This is a genomic window from Vibrio sp. SBT000027 (genome assembly GCF_963894355.1).
GTDB lineage: Bacteria > Pseudomonadota > Gammaproteobacteria > Enterobacterales > Vibrionaceae > Vibrio > Vibrio splendidus.
Genome location: NZ_CAWQGD010000004.1, coordinates 1,040,037 through 1,060,368, shown reverse-complemented (window position 1 = coordinate 1,060,368; position 20,332 = coordinate 1,040,037). Strand labels below are relative to the sequence as shown.

Annotated in this window: 16 protein-coding genes; 9 read left to right on the top strand and 7 right to left on the bottom strand. The window is 44.3% G+C overall.

The genetic code is table 11. The annotated features are described in order from the left end of the window. Positions 1–42: 42 nt before the first annotated feature. Positions 43–672: a TPR domain-containing protein gene (locus tag AACU28_RS14640; RefSeq protein ID WP_121603117.1), complete on the bottom strand. Its 630-nt coding sequence runs from the start codon at positions 670–672 to the stop codon at positions 43–45. 293 nt (positions 673–965) lie between these two features. After that, the gene (gyrA, locus tag AACU28_RS14635) at positions 966–3,653 is read right to left on the bottom strand and encodes a DNA topoisomerase (ATP-hydrolyzing) subunit A (RefSeq protein WP_004733368.1); all 2,688 of its coding nucleotides are present in this window, start codon (positions 3,651–3,653) and stop codon (positions 966–968) included. A gap of 258 nt (positions 3,654–3,911) precedes the next feature. Here gyrA and ubiG point away from each other — a divergent pair, with 258 nt between their 5' ends. The 4 genes from ubiG (at position 3,912) to yfaE (ending at position 8,959) form a co-directional block, all read left to right on the top strand. Further along, complete coding sequence (gene ubiG / locus AACU28_RS14630) at positions 3,912–4,655, top strand: bifunctional 2-polyprenyl-6-hydroxyphenol methylase/3-demethylubiquinol 3-O-methyltransferase UbiG (protein WP_017078713.1); 744 nt, start codon at positions 3,912–3,914, stop codon at positions 4,653–4,655. 508 nt (positions 4,656–5,163) lie between these two features. Continuing rightward, positions 5,164–7,446 (top strand): class 1a ribonucleoside-diphosphate reductase subunit alpha, encoded by a 2,283-nt coding sequence (nrdA, locus tag AACU28_RS14625; RefSeq protein WP_004733366.1) that lies wholly within the window; start codon positions 5,164–5,166, stop codon positions 7,444–7,446. A 101-nt stretch (positions 7,447–7,547) separates the two neighbouring features. After that, positions 7,548–8,681: a class Ia ribonucleoside-diphosphate reductase subunit beta gene (gene nrdB / locus AACU28_RS14620; protein ID WP_004733365.1), complete on the top strand. Its 1,134-nt coding sequence runs from the start codon at positions 7,548–7,550 to the stop codon at positions 8,679–8,681. After that, entirely contained in the window at positions 8,681–8,959 is a 279-nt protein-coding gene (gene yfaE, locus AACU28_RS14615; RefSeq protein WP_004733364.1) for a class I ribonucleotide reductase maintenance protein YfaE, read from the top strand. The genes nrdB and yfaE overlap by 1 nt, the downstream gene beginning before the upstream one ends. Before the next feature lie 179 nt (positions 8,960–9,138). Here yfaE and napF read toward each other — a convergent pair whose 3' ends face one another. Together napF and AACU28_RS14605 are read right to left on the bottom strand one after the other, a co-directional pair. Then, a complete protein-coding gene (napF, locus tag AACU28_RS14610) occupies positions 9,139–9,651 on the bottom strand; it encodes a ferredoxin-type protein NapF (RefSeq protein ID WP_121603116.1) in 513 nt (170 codons plus the stop codon). Further along, the gene (locus AACU28_RS14605; protein WP_121603115.1) at positions 9,651–10,217 is read right to left on the bottom strand and encodes a molecular chaperone TorD family protein; all 567 of its coding nucleotides are present in this window, start codon (positions 10,215–10,217) and stop codon (positions 9,651–9,653) included. Before AACU28_RS14605 ends, napF begins: the two co-directional genes overlap by 1 nt. Before the next feature lie 198 nt (positions 10,218–10,415). On the opposite strand from AACU28_RS14605, the gene AACU28_RS14600 reads away from it, so the two are divergent. From AACU28_RS14600 to AACU28_RS14590, 3 genes are read left to right on the top strand one after another with little or no spacing between them, the layout of a single operon-like run. Beyond that, entirely contained in the window at positions 10,416–12,854 is a 2,439-nt protein-coding gene (locus AACU28_RS14600) for a DmsA/YnfE/YnfF family dimethyl sulfoxide reductase (protein WP_017089811.1), read from the top strand. 11 nt (positions 12,855–12,865) lie between these two features. Next, on the top strand, positions 12,866–13,486 hold the full coding sequence (locus AACU28_RS14595) for a DMSO/selenate family reductase complex B subunit (protein WP_004733360.1): 621 nt from the start codon (positions 12,866–12,868) through the stop codon (positions 13,484–13,486). Position 13,487: 1 nt separating this feature from the next. Next, positions 13,488–14,333 carry a dimethyl sulfoxide reductase anchor subunit family protein gene (locus AACU28_RS14590; protein WP_121603114.1) on the top strand — a complete coding sequence of 282 codons (846 nt, stop codon included), beginning with the start codon at positions 13,488–13,490 and terminating at the stop codon, positions 14,331–14,333. Between the two features lie 161 nt (positions 14,334–14,494). On the opposite strand, the gene AACU28_RS14585 is transcribed toward AACU28_RS14590, so the two are convergent. Beyond that, the gene (locus tag AACU28_RS14585; RefSeq protein WP_004733358.1) at positions 14,495–15,733 is read right to left on the bottom strand and encodes a CinA family nicotinamide mononucleotide deamidase-related protein; all 1,239 of its coding nucleotides are present in this window, start codon (positions 15,731–15,733) and stop codon (positions 14,495–14,497) included. A 209-nt stretch (positions 15,734–15,942) separates the two neighbouring features. Here AACU28_RS14585 and AACU28_RS14580 point away from each other — a divergent pair, with 209 nt between their 5' ends. Continuing rightward, positions 15,943–16,854, top strand: a complete 912-nt coding sequence (locus tag AACU28_RS14580; RefSeq protein ID WP_004733357.1) for a DUF3943 domain-containing protein — start codon at positions 15,943–15,945, stop codon at positions 16,852–16,854. Positions 16,855–17,108: 254 nt separating this feature from the next. Next, the gene (locus tag AACU28_RS14575) at positions 17,109–17,621 is read left to right on the top strand and encodes a glycine cleavage system protein R (protein ID WP_004733356.1); all 513 of its coding nucleotides are present in this window, start codon (positions 17,109–17,111) and stop codon (positions 17,619–17,621) included. Positions 17,622–17,732: 111 nt separating this feature from the next. Here the strand turns inward: AACU28_RS14575 and nspC are convergent, their stop codons facing one another. Both nspC and AACU28_RS14565 read right to left on the bottom strand, forming a co-directional pair. Then, positions 17,733–18,866, bottom strand: a complete 1,134-nt coding sequence (gene nspC, locus AACU28_RS14570) for a carboxynorspermidine decarboxylase (protein ID WP_017085714.1) — start codon at positions 18,864–18,866, stop codon at positions 17,733–17,735. Positions 18,867–19,077: 211 nt separating this feature from the next. Continuing rightward, on the bottom strand, positions 19,078–20,328 hold the full coding sequence (locus AACU28_RS14565) for a carboxynorspermidine synthase (RefSeq protein WP_004733354.1): 1,251 nt from the start codon (positions 20,326–20,328) through the stop codon (positions 19,078–19,080). Positions 20,329–20,332 lie beyond the last annotated feature (4 nt).

Genomic DNA, 20,332 nt, shown 5'->3' with positions numbered 1-20,332 from the left:
TGATCTCTTAAGTACAATCGCCTCTTTAGCAGTTAGCCAAGCTTAGCGGATCATCTGTTTGGCTTGGTTGATCGAATGAATAATAGAGACACGATCAATGCCCTTTTGATTGGAATCGAGAATTTGAGTCCACGCATCAATCGCTTGTTGATAGCGCATACTAATGAAGTGATCGGTCGCAATCAGCATCAATGCCGTACGATCATTGGGATCAAGCTGCATTGAGTGATCCAGTAACGCATTCACGTCATCGCTCATAGCTTGAGAACGAAGATAGTAAAGTGCCGTTGCTTTGGCTGCATAGAGGCCAGAAGGTGCTTGAGGGTCTAATCGAATCGCGTAGTCGTAACAGGTAAACGCAGCATCAAACTCCCCTTTCTGCATATACACACCACCAAGCTTAAACCACAAATCGGATTGATTCGGGTCTTGCTCAAGGCTCTGCTGAAGCTCATCTTCGAAATCTGTTGCCGTGTAGTTATTATTATCATCTAAAGGCAGTTGAGGTAACTCTTGTTTAAGTTGAGACCAGACAAGCACACTCAAAGCCACAGCAGTAAGTGAAATCATCACATTGCCTTTTAGATGACTGCCATTGTTGTTCGCGGCAATAACGATCACAATCAAAAACAGACTCATCAGTAGTAACGCAACCAACAACCAGATATCCATTCCACATCCCTTTTATTTAGCTCTATCTCCTACTCTATCGTTTTCGCCGTGCCTCGTTATTGATCAAAGTTTAGCGTTCGAGATTTAGTGCTCTAACTTTCGCATAAAAGCACGGATTAAGGTTGGCGCTTAGACCCAAGCGATAAGCCATAAGCCATAAGCCATAAGCGAAATGAGAAGTGAGAAGTGAGAAGTGAGAAGTGAGAAAAATAGTGGAATGACAGGCAATAAAAAACCGAGCACTTAGGCTCGGTTTTTTCATTGGTAAGCTAAATTACTTAACGTAATCGAGATTACTCAGTGTCTTGCTCGCTATCACTTTCAGAGTCAGAAGCATCTGATGCTTGCTCTTCACTTGATTCAGAAACGACCGTTCCTTCTGCATTAACTGTTTCTGCGTTTACTGCGTCAGCATTTGCTTCTTCAGTTTCTTCGCCTTCAACAATCTCAGCTTCTTCTACTTCGTCGATACGTTGTAGACCTACAACATTCTCGTCTTCAGCAGTACGAATCAGTGTCACACCTTGAGTGTTACGACCAACTTGGCTTACTTCCGCTACGCGAGTACGTACTAGTGTACCTGCGTCGGTGATCATCATCATTTCATCGCCTTCTTCAACCTGAACAGCACCAACTACTGGGCCATTACGATCAGAGACTTTGATAGATACTACACCTTGCGTTGCACGGCCTTTCGTTGGGTATTCAGCCAGCTCGGTACGCTTACCGTAACCGTTTTGAGTCACAGTTAGGATATCGCCTTCGTTTGAAGGAACAATCAGTGAAACCACTTGATCGTCTTCTGGGAGCTTCATACCACGAACACCAGAGGCAGTACGACCCATTGGACGTACTTTGTCCTCGTTAAAGCGAACAACTTTGCCCGATTTAGAGAACAGCATGATGTCGCTATTACCATCAGTAATATCAACGCCAATCAGTGAATCATCGTCACGTAGGTTAACTGCGATTAGGCCGTTAGCACGTACGTTTGCGAATTGATCCAGTGATGTCTTCTTAACGGTACCGTCGCCTGTTGCCATGAAGATGAATTTCTCGTTTGAGAATTCAGAAACAGGCAGGATAGCCGTAATACGCTCACCTTCTTCTAGAGGAAGAATGTTAACGATAGGCTTACCACGAGCTGTACGGCTCGCTTGCGGCAATTGGTAAACTTTCAGGCGGTACGTTTTACCACGAGTAGAGAAACATAAGATGTTATCGTGAGTATTAGCAACAAGCAGACGCTCAATGTAATCCTCATCTTTCATCTTAGTTGCACTCTTACCTTTACCACCACGACGCTGAGCTTCGTAGTCGCTTAGGATTTGGTACTTAACGTAACCTGCGTTAGAAAGCGTTACTACAACGTCTTCTTGAGCAATTAGCTCTTCCATGTCGATGTCATGAACCGCTGCTGTGATTTCTGTACGACGCTCGTCGCCATAGATATCACGTACCGCTTCAAGTTCTTCACGGATCACTTCCATCAAACGCTCAGTGCTTGCAAGAATATGCATTAGCTCAGCGATCTCTTCTAGAAGTGCTTTGTACTCGTCTAGAATCTTCTCGTGCTCAAGGCCAGTTAGGCGGTGAAGACGAAGTTCTAGAATAGCTTGCGCTTGAGTTTCCGTTAGGAAGTATTGACCATCACGGATACCGTATTGGTCTTCAAGCCAATCTGGACGAGCTGCATCAGTACCAGCACGTTCAAGCATTGATGCAACGTTACCAAGATCCCAACCACGAGATACTAGACCAACTTTAGCTTCTGCTGGTGTTGGTGCGTTCTTGATCAGTTCAATGATTTCATCAATGTTTGCAAGCGCTAAAGATAGAGCTTCCAAGATATGTGCACGGTCGCGTGCTTTCTTCAATTCGAAGATAGTACGACGTGTCACAACTTCACGACGGTGATCAACAAAACACTTCAACATATCTTTAATGTTGAAAAGTTGTGGTTGGCCGTTGTTCAGAGCAACCATGTTGATGCCGAAAGTTGTTTGCAGTTGAGTTTGTGAGTAAAGGTTGTTTAGTACAACTTCACCGACAGCATCACGCTTACATTCAATAACAATACGCATACCATCTTTATCAGATTCGTCACGCAGTGCACTGATGCCTTCAACTTTCTTGTCTTTTACAAGTTCTGCAATCTTCTCGATCAGACGAGCTTTGTTCACTTGATATGGAATTTCAGTAACGATAATTGTTTCTTTACCGTTCTTTTCCATTTCAATATTCGCGCGCGAGCGCATGTAAACTTTGCCACGACCAGTCTTATATGCATCAACAATGCCCTTACGGCCACTGATTAATGCTGCTGTCGGGAAGTCTGGACCCGGGATGTAGTCCATTAGCTCATCAATAGTGATGTCTTCATTATTGATAAATGCTAAACAGCCATCAACAACTTCGCCAAGGTTATGTGGCGGGATGTTGGTAGCCATACCTACTGCGATACCAGAAGCACCGTTAACCAATAGGTTTGGTATTTTTGTTGGTAAAACTGCTGGTATTTGCTCGGTTCCATCATAGTTAGGAACGAAGTCAACCGTATCTTTATCAAGATCCGTTAATAGCTCACCAGCTATTTTTGACATACGAACTTCGGTATAACGCATTGCCGCAGCTGAATCGCCGTCAACCGAACCAAAGTTACCTTGGCCATCGACTAACATATAGCGTAGTGAAAACGGCTGAGCCATACGAACAATTGACTCGTATACCGCACTATCACCGTGTGGGTGATATTTACCGATTACATCGCCTACTACACGAGCAGACTTTTTATATGCTTTGTTCCAATCATTACCTAGTACATTCATCGCGAATAAAACGCGGCGGTGTACTGGTTTTAGGCCATCACGCACATCTGGAAGGGCACGACCAACGATGACGGACATCGCGTAGTCTAGGTATGAACCTCTAAGCTCATCTTCAATATTTACGGGCGTGATCTCTTTCGCTAGATCGCTCATAGAGCCATTTTCCCTCTATAGTCAGATCGTATTTTTGAATACGTATAAGACCGAAAAATATAACACAAATTTACCTACGGAGGCATCACTTTCCCTCTCCTTTTACCATCTTGTGACCCTCGTAGCCAATCTATTGATGAGAAATTGCACCTCAGCGTCATATCTTGCTGAAACATGGTCACTTTACACCCAATAAACTAGCAAAATTGTAGATCTTCTGGTCAGCAGGAAAAGGCAAGTTATAATGCCTGCAATTTCATGGATGCATTATTTAACTTGGAAATGCCGATTATGACTAAATCACAGAACGTAGACCCAGCAGAAATCAAAAAATTCGAAGACATGGCGTCACGCTGGTGGGATCTAGAAGGCGAGTTTAAGCCACTACATCAAATCAATCCGTTGCGCTTAAATTACGTGCTAGAGAAAACCGAAGGCCTTTTTGGTAAGAAAGTTCTCGATGTTGGCTGCGGCGGCGGTATTCTGGCTGAAAGCATGGCTGTAGAGGGTGCGGTAGTCACCGGACTAGATATGGGTAAAGAACCGCTAGAAGTCGCTCGTCTGCACGCATTAGAAACTGGCACCAAGCTCGATTACATCCAAAGCACCATTGAAGACCATGCAGAGCAAAACCCACACACTTACGATGTGGTGACGTGCATGGAAATGCTAGAGCACGTTCCTGACCCACAATCAGTTATCTCGGCTTGTTCAAAATTAGTGAAACCGGGCGGCCATGTGTTCTTCTCAACATTGAACCGTAACTTTAAGTCTTACCTGTTCGCTATTGTTGGTGCAGAGAAGTTACTTAAGATTGTGCCAGAAGGTACTCACGACCACGAAAAGTTCATTCGCCCTGCTGAGCTTATCAAAATGGTTGATAACACTCCGCTTCAAGAACTAGGGATTACAGGGCTGCACTATAACCCGTTAACGAACACCTACCGTTTAGGCCAAAAAGTCGATGTGAACTACATCGTTCACACTCAAAACTTGGGCTAAAAAATATCGGTAGCCCTACCGTAAAATATTTTGTAAAAAAGACGAATGAAAAGAGTTGCAATTACCATAAGTTTGCGACTTTTTTCAGTCTAAATTTCGTGCGCTAGCTTCCATTTTGACCACCTCGATTTAAATTTAATCGTCCAAAATCCATTGCCTATTTTACCCAAAGATCAAGGGATTTTTTTTTATGGGCGTGCAAAAATAAAGCATCCTTAAAAGGCGACTTTTGTACAATCAAGTCTCGTCTAACGTCATCAGTTAGTGGTCACTTACAGTTTTTTTTCAATCCACCACTTATCCACAAGCAACCCCATTTCTTTACCTTGAAAAATATCAGTTGTAGCACTATCTTGTAACCCAACAAACAAATGACCCCTATATGTTGTGTTTGAACTACAATATATGGGTAGACCAAGATCACAAAGCCGAAACGTAATTTACAAAAATTACACAGAAATACACAAAAACACGGCCTTGTTCAGTTTTGTTAGGGAAATTAAGCAGAATGAACCAACAACTTACTGTTACCAAGCGTAACGGGCGCAAAGAAACGATCGATTTAGAGAAAATCCATCGAGTGATCACATGGGCAGCTGAAGGCTTGCACAATGTTTCTGTATCACAAGTAGAATTGAAAGCTCACATTCAGTTTTACGATGGCATTACCACGACTGACATTCATGAGACAATCATCAAGTCAGCAGCGGATTTAATCTCTGAAGAGACTCCTGATTACCAATATCTAGCAGCACGTCTGTCAGTGTTCCACCTACGTAAAAAAGCGTACGGTGAATACGAGCCGCCTGCACTTTATGACCACGTTGCAAAACTGGTTGATATGGGTAAATACGATAGCCACCTAATGGAAGACTACACGAAAGCTGAATTCGAAGAGCTTGACGCGTACATCGACCACAAGCGTGACTTGAACTTTTCTTACGCGGCGGTTAAGCAGCTTGAAGGTAAATACTTCGTGCAGAACCGTGTAACAAAAGAAATCTACGAGAGTGCTCAGTTCCTTTACATTTTAGTTGCTGCGTGTTTATTCGGTAAATACCCGAAATCAACTCGTCTTGACTATATCAAACGTTTTTACGACGCCTCGTCTACGTTTAAGATTTCTCTACCTACACCAATTATGTCTGGTGTACGTACGCCTACTCGTCAATTCAGTTCATGTGTACTGATTGAGTGTGGTGACAGCCTTGATTCTATCAACGCAACAGCAAGCTCTATTGTTCGTTACGTATCTCAACGTGCTGGTATTGGTATCAACGCAGGTCGTATCCGTGCGCTTGGTTCTGAAATCCGTAATGGTGAAGCGTTCCACACTGGCTGTATCCCTTTCTACAAATACTTCCAAACAGCAGTAAAATGTTGTTCTCAAGGTGGTGTTCGTGGCGGCGCAGCAACGGTGTTCTACCCATTATGGCACGGTGAAGTTCAGTCTCTATTAGTACTGAAAAACAACCGCGGCGTTGAAGAGAACCGTGTTCGTCACATGGATTACGGCGTACAGCTGAACAAGCTTATGTACTCTCGTCTTGTTCAAGGTGGCAACATCAGCCTGTTCTCACCTTCTGACGTACCTGGCCTTTACGACGCGTTCTTCGAAAACCAAGAGCGTTTTGAAGCACTTTACGTGAAGTACGAAAACGATCCTTCAGTGAAGCGTGAAACGGTTAAAGCCGTTGAGCTATTCTCTCTGCTAATGCAAGAGCGTGCTTCTACTGGTCGTATCTACATTCAGAACGTTGACCACTGTAATACACACAGCCCGTTTGATTCTGAAGTAGCACCTGTTCGTCAATCGAACCTATGTCTAGAAATCGCGCTACCAACTAAGCCGCTTTCTAACGTAGAAGATGACGAAGGTGAGATTGCACTATGTACGCTTTCTGCGTTCAACCTAGGCGCAATCAACGAGCTAGACGATCTGGCTGAACTTTCTGAACTGGTTGTTCGTGCTCTAGATGCACTACTTGATTACCAAGACTACCCGCTTCCAGCAGCTCGTAAGTCAACAATGAACCGTCGTACTCTAGGTGTGGGTGTAATCAACTACGCATACTACCTAGCGAAGAATGGTGTTAAGTACTCTGATGGCAGCGCAAATGGCCTGACTCACCGTACTTTTGAAGCAATTCAATACCACTTGTTAAAAGCGTCCGTTGAACTAGCGAAAGAGCAAGGCCGTTGCCCATCTTTCCACGAGACCAACTACGCGAAAGGCCTACTGCCAATCGATACTTACAAAAAAGATATCGACTTAGTATGTGAAGAGCCGCTGCACTACGATTGGGACACGCTACGTGAAGAAATCATGGAACACGGTCTGCGTAACTCTACGCTAACAGCGCTTATGCCTTCTGAGACTTCGTCTCAAATCTCGAACGCGACTAACGGTATCGAGCCACCACGTGGTTATGTATCAGTTAAAGCGTCGAAAGACGGCATCCTGAAGCAAGTTGTTCCAGATTTCCTAAATCTTAAAGACAACTACGAGCTACTTTGGAACATTGGTACTAACGACGGTTACCTGCACTTAGTGGGTATCATGCAAAAATTCGTTGACCAAGCTATCTCTGCAAACACTAACTATGATCCAAGTGTTTACGACAGCGGTAAGGTACCAATGAAGCAGCTGCTTAAAGACTTGCTAACAGCGTACAAGTACGGTGTTAAGACGCTTTACTACCATAACACTCGTGATGGTGCTAAAGACGACCAAGGCGATGCAGTTCAAGTGCCGGAAGAAGATTGTGAAGGCGGCGGTTGTAAGATCTAAACCGCAATAAACATTAAGACCCCAGAGAAGTTATCTTCTCTGGGTTTAAAGCATTAACAGGGTCCGTTTTATTGCGGGTCTTTAAAGGATTTGAGGCATTTATGGCTTACAGTACTTTTTCTCAACAAAAAAATGACCAACTAAAAGAACCAATGTTCTTGGGTCAGTCGGTAAACGTTGCACGTTACGACCAACAGAAATTCGAAATCTTCGAAAAGTTGATCGAAAAGCAGCTTTCTTTCTTCTGGCGTCCAGAAGAAGTAGACGTGTCTAGCGACCGTATCGATTACAACAAGCTTCCAGAGCATGAAAAGCACATCTTCATCTCTAACCTGAAGTACCAAACGCTTCTAGATTCTATTCAAGGCCGCAGCCCTAACGTTGCCCTACTTCCTTTGGTATCACTGCCAGAAGTTGAAACTTGGATTGAGACTTGGTCATTCTCTGAAACGATTCACTCTCGTTCATACACGCACATCATCCGTAACATTGTGAATGATCCAGGCGTAGTATTTGACGACATCGTTGAAAACGAAGAGATCCTGAAACGTGCGAAAGACATCGCGTTTTACTACGATGATTTGATCAAGCTGACGGCTGACTACCACCGCTACGGTGAAGGCAACCACAACATCAACGGCGAAGACGTTAAGATTTCACTTCACGACCTGAAGAAGAAGCTTTACGTATGTCTAATGTCTGTAAATGCACTGGAAGCGATTCGTTTCTACGTAAGTTTCGCATGTTCATTCGCATTCGCTGAGCGTGAGTTAATGGAAGGTAACGCGAAGATCATCAAGCTAATCGCTCGTGATGAAGCACTTCACCTTACTGGTACACAGCACATGATCAACTTGCTACGTAATGGCCAAGATGACTTCGAATTCATGCAGATCGCTGAAGAGTGTAAGCAAGAGTGTTTCGACCTATTCAAAGAAGCGGCTGAGCAAGAAAAAGAGTGGGCAGAATACCTATTCAAAGATGGTTCTATGATTGGTCTGAACAAAGACATTCTTTGCCAATACGTTGAATACATTACCAACATCCGTATGCAAGCGGTTGGTCTAGGTACTGCTTACCCAGAAGCAACATCGAACCCAATCCCATGGATCAACGCATGGTTATCTTCAGATAACGTACAAGTTGCTCCACAAGAAGCTGAAATCAGTTCTTACCTAGTTGGCCAAATCGACAACGAAGTAAAAGCTGACGACTTTGAAGGGTTTGAGCTGTAATGCCAACAATCAAAATCAACAAGCTGACTTCTATTGAATCTAACCCTTCAAATACTCTATTGGAAACAATGGAACAAGCAGGGTTAGAACCAGAATACAACTGCCGAGATGGCCACTGTGGCGCTTGCCGCTGTACGTTGGATTCTGGTGAAGTCGAGTACGTTGGTTTTGCTATGGCTTACACACAAGCCAATGAAATTTTGCCATGCATCTGTAAAGCAAAGACTGAGCTATCGCTGAGTAACGTTATTCATAGAAGCAAGCAAAAACGCGCATAAGCCAACTGGATTTAGGTCGCTTTGCTCGAATAACTTCAATAAGAATTAAAAAGGGTCCGCTTCTTTTAGGAATGCGGACCCTTTTTTATTTATGTCTTTAGGTATCTGAGACGACTCGCCACTCACTCAACCAAAGCCTTTCTGCTAGCTCGCTGCCACAAAGCCAAACCAGACGTTTACTACTGAATAAGATTCAAAGTCACTGAGCCAATGTAACAAGCGCTTCGGCACTCTCCGCAGCCGTTACACTTATCTTTGTCCACCGTAGGCAACTCCCCTGCTTCGATTTGAATCGCACTTGCTGAACAAGCAGCTTGGCATGCTGAACAGTCCATTTGCATGTAGTTATTACAGCTATCAGCAAAGCTAGGCTTGAGGTCGATATAAGGCGTGACCGTTGGATGAAGTGCGCCAGTCGGACACACTTCACTGCACTTGTTACACATAGAACAACTGTTGTAATCCAAATTCAGCAGCGCACTGCCCTCTAGCATCTCTATAACGCTATTCGGACACGCTTGCTCACACAATCCACAACCGTCGCAAAGACGCTCAAACAGCACCTCATCGACCGCTCTTGGCGGCCTTGCATACGAGCGCTGTGATATCTCTTCATAATTCGCGGCAGCTTTAACCGGTTTAGAAAGTCGAGTTAAGAAACCGCGTCTATTTGAATTTATTTGTTCAGACATTAATCGATATATAACTTTTTAGGAACAACGTTTATTTTATATTCAGATGTTAGGTATTTAAGCCAATCTATTACATCAGTTGATAGCTTCTTATAAAAAGATAGTTCTGATGCTGAATTTAATTTTTCCAAATAAACAGGAGACCAAGTTAATAAATGGAACCCCAATAATTCACACGCTGAATTAATGTTATTATTCTCTAACAAATACGCATGGGCGAATAACATTAAACCAAATTGATCTTCCGGTTCTCTTAAGCCCGTGTCTAATTCAATCTGATTCAATTCTAAAAACTGTCGATACTCTACAGTAGAAGCACCGAACACAACTCGATCTTTATCTAGGTAAACAGACCCCCAAGGCGGAGCTGGCATGTCGCCAACGCCTTCAAACAGGCGGCTAAACTCCGATGAGAGTGCATCTTCGTCTTCACTTCTCAATGCGAGCAAACATTCTTCGGAGAGCACTTCACTCTCCACCAAAGCTTCGACAATGGTGATCAACTGTTCTTTACTTGTCGCTTGATAAAATAGCGAACCCAATAATTTATGCGTATCGATAATCATTATTATTTATACCGTTATAGGTTTAAAGATAATTATATTAATAAATACATTTCATTCTTTGATCCATTTTATACATTCGATTCATAACATTTAAATTTCGACCTTATTTGATGCCAATCAATCAATATTTAAAAATTAAAAGACAAAAACAAAACTACCTATAAAGTGCTAGTCATCAATAACAATAGGCATCTTAGAATGACGAATAAGAAAGAATCTGGGGTAATGAATCTTACTCGAAGAGGCTTCATGAAGGCTTCTTCTGCAGTAGGCAGCGCAGCTGCACTCGCAGGCGGTATTGCGTTACCTTTCAAATCCAAACCCGTAGCGGCTGCGGTTGCTGAGAATGTGGATGAGAAAATCGTATGGAGTGCATGTACAGTAAACTGTGGCTCTCGCTGCCCATTACGTATGCATGTACAAAACGGTGAAATCAAATACGTAGAAACAGACAACACAGGTACTGACGAATACGGTCATCACCAAGTTCGTGCTTGTCTACGTGGTCGCTCTATGCGCCGCCGTGTTTACAACCCAGATCGCCTGAAATACCCAATGAAACGTGTTGGTAAACGTGGTGAAGGCAAGTTTAAACGTATTAGTTGGGAAGAGGCTTACGACGAAGTCGCTGGCACCATGCAACGTCTTATCAAAGACTACGGTAACGACACCATCTACCTAAATTACGGCACAGGTACGCTGGGCGGTACGGTAACTAAGTCTTGGCCACCAGCACAAACGCTGATTGCTCGTCTAATGAACTTAAGTGGTGGTTACCTAAACCATTACGGTGATTACTCAACGGCGCAAATCGCGAAAGGCTTGAGCTACACCTACGGTGGTTGGGCAAACAACAACTCTTTCTCTGACCTAGAGAACACCAAGCTTAACATCCAATTTGGTAACAACCCGGCCGAGACACGTATGTCTGGCGGCGGTCTGATCCACCACTATGTAGAAAGCAAAAACAAGTCGAACGCAAGAACAATCATCATCGACCCTCGCTATACCGATACTGCCGGTGGCCGTGAAGATCAATGGATCCCAATCCGTCCTTCTACAGATGCTGCATTGGTAGCGGGTCTTGCGCACGTGATGATCACTGAAGACCTTGTCGACCAACCGTTCCTAGATAAATACTGCGTAGGTTACGACGAGAAGACACTGCCGGCATCGGCGCCTAAAAACAGCGACTACAAATCTTACATCCTTGGTTTAGGTGAAGATGGCGTAGAGAAGACACCAGAATGGGCTTCTAAGATCACCGGTATTCCCGTTGATACCATCGTTAAGCTTGGTCGCGAGATGGGTACGGCGAAACCATGTGCGATTCACCAAGGCTGGGGCTTACAGCGCACAGCGAATGGTGAGCTAGCGTGTCGTGCAATCGCAATGCTGTCATTACTCACCGGTTCTGTGGGTGTGTCTGGCGGTTCAACAGGCGCTCGTGAAAGTGACATCAACATTCCGTTTGTTCGCTTCCCTACTGTGCCAAACCCAGTTGAAACTTCAATTTCAATGTTCATGTGGACAGACGCAATTTACCGTCACCATGAAATGACTGACATCACTGATGGTGTTCGTGGTGCAGAGCGCCTTAAGAACCCAATCAAGATGATCTGGAACTACGCAGGTAACTGCATCATCAACCAACACTCAGACATCAACAAGACTCACGCGATTCTTCAAGATGAAAGTGCGTGTGAAATGATTGTCGTGGTTGATAACCATATGACTTCTTCAGCGAAATACGCCGATATCATCCTGCCAGACTTAACAACGTCTGAGCAAGACGACTGGTGTATGGATGGTAAAGCAGCGAATATGCCTTACTTCATCTACGCGCAGAAAGCGATCGAACCTCAATTCGAAGCGAAATCTATCTATGAAATGTGCTCTCAGTTAGCTAAGCGTATGGGCGTCGAAAAAGAGTTCACAGAAGGCCGAACTCAAGAGCAATGGATTGAGCATCTTTACGCTGAAACTCGTAAGAACGATCCAACACTGCCAACCTTCGAAGAGATGAAAGATCTAGGTATCTACAAACGTAGCTACGACCACCACTACATTGCTTACGAAGACTTCCGCAAAGATCCAGAAGCGAATCCACTGACCACACCAAGTGGCAAGATCGAGATCTACTCGGAGCAACTGGCTGATATCGCGAAGACTTGGAAGCTGAAAGAAGACGAAGTGATTCACCCACTTCCGATTTACGCGGACTCTTTTGAAGGTCATAACGATCCACTAGCAGAGAAGTACCCACTTCAGCTAACCGGTTTCCACTATAAGGCTCGTACTCACTCGACTTACGGCAACGTTGCTGAAATCAAAGCAGCAGCACCGCAAGAATTGTGGATCAACCCGATTGATGCTCAAGAGCGCGGTATTAAAAATGGCGACATGGTGAGTATTTTCAACGACCGTGGCGAAGTACACATTCCAGCAAAAGTGACACCTAGGATTCTTCCTCGAGTTGTCGCACTAGGCGAAGGTGCATGGTACGCACCAGATGGTCAGAAGATCGACCATGCAGGCTCTATTAACGTGCTGACGACTCAGCGCCCGAGCCCACTTGCTAAGGGTAACCCTCAGCATACAAACCTAGTTCAAATCAAAACGCTAAACAAAGCATAAGGTAGGTTGGAATGAAACAATACGGCTTTTACATTGATTCAAGTAAATGCACGGGTTGTAAAACCTGTCAGCTTGCTTGTAAAGATTATAACGATCTAGACATCAAAACGAACTACCGTCGCGTATACGAATACGCTGGTGGTGGCTTCACTCAAGATGGTGATACCTGGGTTCAGAAAGATGTCTTTTCTTACTACCTTTCTATCGCTTGTAACCACTGTACTAACCCAGCGTGTGTGAAAGTGTGTCCTTCGGGCGCGATGCACAAACGTGATGAAGACGGTTTGGTTGTGGTTGATGAGAGCGTATGTATTGGTTGTCAGCACTGTAGCAATGCCTGTCCTTACGGCGCACCACAATACAATGCTAAGAAAGGTCACATGACGAAATGCGATGGTTGTTACCAACGTGTTTCTGAAGGCAAACAGCCTATCTGTGTTGAGTCTTGCCCACTTCGTGCATTGGAGTTTGGCGAAATCAATACACTTCGCGAGAAGTACGGCTCTGGTGCGGATGTGGCTCCACTGCCATCTTCAACAGAAACGCTACCGAACATCGTGATTAAGCTGAACAAAAACGCGAAGCCGACTGGCGATACCAGTGGTCACCTAGCAAACCCGAAGGAGGTTTAAGATGATTTTTCATGAGTGGTCTTTAATCTTCTTTACGGTGCTGGCGCAAACTGCGGTTGGTGGTTACTTACTGATTGGTGCTCGTGCACTGGTACTTGGTCATGACGAAGAGAAACTGAACAGCTACAAGGTTCCAATGTTCATTCTGTGGGCATTAATGGGTCTTGGTTTTATGTTCTCGACAACTCACCTAGGTTCTCCACTGCGCGCGTTCAATGCTTTTAACCAACTAGGTTCTGCTTGGTTGTCTAACGAAGTGTTCTTCGGTGCAGCATTCTTCGCTGTCGGCGGCCTGCAATGGCTACTGTCTGTGGTTAAGAAAAGTGGCGTAGCTATCCAGAAAGCACTGATGGTTGGCGCTATGGTGTTGGGTGTTATCTTCATGTACGCGATGATTAACGTATACATGATCAATACAGTACCGACGTGGGACAACATCTACACACCATTGAGCTTCATCATGACGATGGTTGTGGGCGGCTTGCTGCTATCTCAGTTTGTGATTGTATTCGCAAACGACAGTCGCTTTACGGTTGACCGTAACATCACCATGCTGGCTGTTATCGCAGTTGCTATCAGCTTGCTTGTGACCGTAGGAAAACTGAACCTAATCGGTGACATCCAAACTTCAGCGGCAAAAGCGTCTGAGTTAGTCGATGGTTTAGGTAACTATGTGATTCTTCAAGTGGCACTGCTAATGGCAAGCTTGTTGATTTGGATTCTACCTATGCTGAACAAAGCAAAAGTGAACCCAGTAAACCTTAGCTTAGCACTAGTATTGTTCTTGGCTTCAGAGTTAATCGGCCGTGGTTTGTTCTATAGTCTACATATGACAAGCGGTTTGTAATCAAGTTCTTACAGACATGAGTTACGTGTAAACAACGCTGCTTGTTTGGTTATCTAGAAGGCTAGATAAACAAAAGGCCCAACACCTATTTAGATGTTGGGCCTTTTTATTTCATTTTTTCTAGCGTTTTTAGTACAGACTTGGTTAGCTCACCTAAATACTTATTTAATAATAGCCGCTGGAATAAACATGTCTTTCAATCGCTTAACCGAAGAATAAGTGCCAAACATCGGTTTGTTGTCTAAATGCCTTCTCAGCATATCGGCAGCAACGGTCTTAATCACGTTACGTTGGTCTTCGCGTGAGTATTGACGATAAAATTCAAGCACCTGGCCCCACTCTCCCGCTTCGGTCGACAATGCAACGCTGAATGTGTTGCCTTCTAACTTGCCAGTCACCAAAGCTAGCTCAGTACCGCACTTCTCTCTTGTTGCGCCAGCCAGAGCAAAGGTTGCCGCTAATGGATCGCTCTTCTCAAGTTCACTCTCTTTTGGCTCAGCCATCACCCACGAATGCCCGAAGCAATCTTCAACCTGCTCATTCAATTGCAGCCACGCTGACAATGCGCCTTTGGTCGACACTTCAGAGACAGATAACGTCTTCTTTTTCTCAGCCATGATGTGGCCAATATGATCAACCATAGGCTCATCAACACTGACGACATTACTTTCTAGCAGCTTGTAAACCATTTGCAGCAACTTAACGCGAGTTTCTAAGTCTGCCTTAGGACCAAACAGTTTGACCTCAATGAACGGCAGATAAGAACGGTAACCCAACTCATAACCTTCAGGCAGCTTTAATTGGTCCAAAACATCAGAGATACCCGACTCAGACAAACCAAACGTAAACAATCGACTGCATTCAGAGGCAACCACTTGAGGATAGGTACGTGACAGATCAGGAATGATCTCAAACGTGACCATGCGTTTGAATTCACTAGGGACACCCGGAGTGAAATAGAAAGTCGCATCGTTGATTTTCAGTTTGAAGCCGCAAGCCGTGCCCACAGGGTTATCGACAATCTCTGAACTCGCTGGCAACAAAGCTTGTTTAAGGTTGCTGTCCGGCATCGGCATGCCACGTCCAGAAAACATCTCTTCCATACGAGTTAGCCATTCAGGGAACATGACGAGTTTCTGCTCTGAAGCCGCCGCAGCAGCAGCAGCACTCATATCATCAGTTGTCGGTCCTAAACCACCATTAACGATAACCACATCATAGTTAAAACTCAGCATCAGCAGTTCTTCAACTAGAGCATTCATTTGGTCACCCACAGTCGAACGTTTCGCTAGGGCAAAACCGTGCTGATAAAACTCAGCAGACATCCAAGCTGCGTTTGTGTCTACAATGTCCCCATGAAGAACTTCTTCACCAGTGCTTAACATTGCGATTTTCGTCATATTTCTATCCTTTGTAGTCATAAAAAGACACTGCATTATTTACAAACTGGTCTATGGTTGAGTTTGAGACATTTCATCTTTTCACAAATATTAATAATGTTAAATCTAAGGTTTTCTTAGGAAAAGCAATAAATTATTAGTTCCCTAAATCAGGCATTTAATAGATAATTGTGACTCTGATCAATTCTTAACTTCTCATGGAGACCCTTGTGGCCAAATCACCGTTACTAACGAAGGTTACTGCTGCATTTTCAATGCTAATGTCAGTTAACTCGGTTGCAAGCCAATACGACTTCGACCAGCCAATCAACCTTTCTTACTCGGATGAATGTGCTCAAGATTACTGTGTTAATGAAAGCTTGTACACCTACAAGCCTAGCAAGAACTATGCACTAAGCGAATCAAGTGATCAGTACGATCTAACTATCGATAAGCAACCAATCTACCTTACTGTCAGCGATGGCAAAGATTGGGATTACTTAATGGGTCAAACCTACACAATTCTTGGCCTAAGTGTCGCAACCGTTGGTCTAATGACTCTTTTACCTGAAAGTATCACTAAGTGGGATGATGACCAACGTGATATCAGCGCACTGGGTAAAAAATGGAAAGATAACGTTTCCGAAGGCCCAGTATGGGACCGTGACGAACACTTCCTAAACTACGTGATGCACCCTTATTTCGGTGGTGTTTACTACACCGCAGCGCGACATGCTGGTTACGACGAGTTTGAGTCTTTCTTATACTCTTGGACAATGTCGACCTTCTTCTGGGAATATGGCGTAGAAGCGTTTGCTGAAGTACCGTCATGGCAAGATCTCTTCATCACACCTTTCTTCGGTGCGGTTGTGGGTGAAATAATGCTAGAAACCGAGCAAGATATCATTGCTTCCGGTGGCGAAGTGATGGGCTCTCAAACCATGGGTGATGTTTCGTTATTCTTCCTTAACCCTGTTGGCCATATCCACTACTGGGTAAGTGATGCATGGGGTGGTGACGCAGAAGTTAATCTGAATACTAACCCTTGGTGGGATAACCAAGACGCCGCTCGATTCGCCTACGATGCTGGCGCACGATACGATTCTCAATTTGTTGGTATGAACTTTAAAGTAACGTTCTAAATCGTCTTTCAGTCTATGAAATTCAAGTTACTGCATTCCTAATAAAAGCGACAACTCTTCTAAAAAGCGGCTCTCTAGCCGCTTTTTTTGTGCCCTACTCTTCATTCTCTTTTTTTACATCACAGCTTAGTTTCAAAAATTGACATAGGTCAAACATTGTTCGATGTAAACTTCTACACTGAAATTAAAGAACTTTATCGCGTGATATCAAACATTTAATTAGCAACGAATCATTGAAACTTTTGGGGGCTGATATGAACAGTACATTTATCGTAAACTTTATCGGAAAAGCATCACCAGCAACAATCAAACAACTTGCTGCGGTTACTCACGAAAACGACGGCAAATGGCTCATCAGTAAAGTGAATTTTATTGAAGACCAAGTCGCAGGCGTACTTAAGGTTCAACTTCCAGCCATCAACGAATCGATTGTCAAAGAAGCTTTCAGCGCCAATCCAGATCTCATCGTACAGTTTGTCGATTCAGATCATACGCACAATGCTCAAGACACAATCCATCACCTAAGACTCGACTCTAACGACAGAGCGGGTATCGTCAACGAAGTGACACATGTATTGGACAGACAAGGGATCAGCATTCTTGATATGGATTGCCACCGAGTTTTCATCGCTGGCGGCGGTGGTGTTAGCTCAAGCTTATTTACTTCCAAGATTGCCGTTAAGCTACCAATCGAAGTTTTGATTGATGACGTAGTGAATGAACTAGAAACACTCAGCGAAGATACTCGAGTGATGATTGAGAGCTAACGGATAGCACTTCACTTCTATCCTTACTCTTTTCTCTGGTAACAGTTATCTAAAAACAAAAAGAGCAGCTCACCGGCTGCTCTTTTTATTGTTCTGAAGCTTATGACTCAGTTACTTAACTGACCACTGTGACAGAGAACGTTTAAAGTCTTCATAGCCAAACTCATTAAGCTTTTGAACGTCGCCATTGCTGCGCTCGCAGTAGATTGAAGGCATTTTAAGGCCGTTGAACCAGTTCAGTTTCACCATAGTGTAACCAGCACTGTCTAGCAGATGCAGCTTTTGACCAATTTTCAGCGGCTCATCAAAACTCGCTTCGCAGAACTGGTCGCCAGCCAAGCATGAACATGAGCCAATCACATAGTCATGACTACCATTTTCAGACGCTTCTAATACCGATGCTGGTTCATTATAGATAAGCGTATCAAGGCGGTGTGCCTCGGTAGCTGAATCCACAATAGCGGTTTTCTTCACGTTCTCTACGATATCAACCACTGTCACAACCAAGTCAGTTGTTTTAGTGATGATGGCTTCACCCGGCTCAAGGTACATCTGCACGCCGTGCTTTTCAGAGAAGGCTTTTAGCGCAAGACCAAGCTTTTCAATGTCATAGCCCGGCCATGTGAAGAACACACCACCGCCCATGCTCACCCAGTCCAATTTATCTAAATGCTCACCAAACTGTTCTGAGATTGAATCAAGTAGGCCGATAAACGCATCAACGTCTTTGTTCTCACAGTTCATGTGGAACATTACACCATTAATCTCATCGAAGATTTCTGGTTTGATGTGGTCAGCTTGCACACCCAAACGCGAGAATTGACGCGCAGGGTTTGCCAAGTCTTGCCCTGCGTAGCTTACACCCGGATTCAGACGTAAACCCAGCGACGCTTTGCCTTCAACAATATGACGGTACGCTGCGAATTGGCTTTGCGAGTTGAAGATCATCTTGTCGCAGATATCGGCAACTTCTCTCACGTCATCTTCGCTGTAACCGACACTGTAAGCGTGCGTTTCACCACCAAAGGTTTCGTGACCAAGCTTCACTTCGTATGGACCAGAGCTTGTCGTGCCATCGAGGTAAGGTTTGATGATGTCAAACACACCCCATGTCGAGAAACACTTGAGTGCCAATACCAGCTTCACACCTGAAATCTCTTTCAGCTGTTTAGCTATCTCTAAATTCGCAATCAACTTCTCTTCGTTGATCATGAAATAAGGCGTTTTTAGTTCGTTGTTTTGCATGTTAATACCTTGCGGCCCTCGAGTTCACGAAGGCACATGATAATCGAACAAAGCCGACGCAACAGCATCGGCTTGTAATTATACGTTCTCGTCAATCATATGACTTTGAATGGAATTCGCAGAGCTTTGACCTTGTCGCTAGGACATCGCGCGGAGTTTACGAACGTAAATGAGCACGATGGACAACGCGACAAGGGCAAAGAGCCAGAAATTACTTCAAAGTATGGATTAGAGGTAGACCGGCTGTAGGCTCTAGCTCTTGAACGTGCCAATCTAGACCGATTTCAGGCATAGTTGCTAGGAACGGGTCTGGGTTTAGCTGTTCCATGTTGAACACGCCTTTATCAGCCCATTCGCCACGGAAGAACTGAAGTGCAGCGGTAATTGCTGGAACACCTGTAGTGTAAGAGATCGCTTGGTGCTCTACGTCTTCGTAAGCCACTTCGTGATCTGCGTTATTGTAGATGAATACGCTGCGCTCTTTACCGTCTTTCTTACCTTGAACCCAAGTACCGATACACGTTAAACCTGTGTAACCCGGAGCTAGAGATGTTGGATCTGGTAGTAGTGCTTTAAGAACATGCAGAGGCTGAACCACAGTGCCATCGTGCAGTGTTAGCGGATCTGGGCTAAGAAGACCGATATCACGCATGCAGTTGAAGTAGTTCAGGTATGCATCACCAAAGCCCATCCAAAATTCGATACGCTTAGCTGGGATGAACTCTTTCATTGAACGAACTTCATCGTGCGCCATTGAGTAAACTTTGTGAGAACCACAGTTCGGGAATTCAAACTCAAGCATACGAGAGTGGCAAGGTACTTGTTTCCACTCTTCATTTTCCCAGTAGAAAGAATCGCCTTGGATCTCAAGCATGTTGGTTTCTGGGTCAAAGTTTGTCGCAAACTTCTTACCGTGGTCGCCAGCATTCACGTCCATTACGTCAATTGAGTCAATCTCATCGAACAAGTGCTTAACCGCGTACGCAGCAAAGATTGATACCACACCTGGATCGAAACCAGCACCAAGAATACCTGTGATGCCCGCTTCAGCGAACTTCTCACGGTAGCCCCACTGCCAATCGTAAGCTTGTGGTACTTGTTGGCCTTCAGAACATAGGTCAACCGCTACCGATGTATCTAAGTAAGATACTTTAGATTGGTAACACGCTTCCATGATCGCCATGTTTACCCAAGGAGGACCAGCGTTGATCACTAGATCCGGCTTAACTTCTTTAATCAAAGCAACAAGCGCATCAACATCGTCAGCGTCTACTGAACGTGCTTCTAGTTTCTTAGTTGAATCTTTAAGGTTGTTTTTGCCCTTGATAGATTCGATGATTTTTTCACACTTCGCGATTGTGCGAGAAGCGATTGTGATATCACCCAGTACTTCGTTATTTTGTGCTGCTTTGTGTGCAACAACCCAACCAACGCCGCCTGCACCAATTTGTAGAATAGCCATAGTT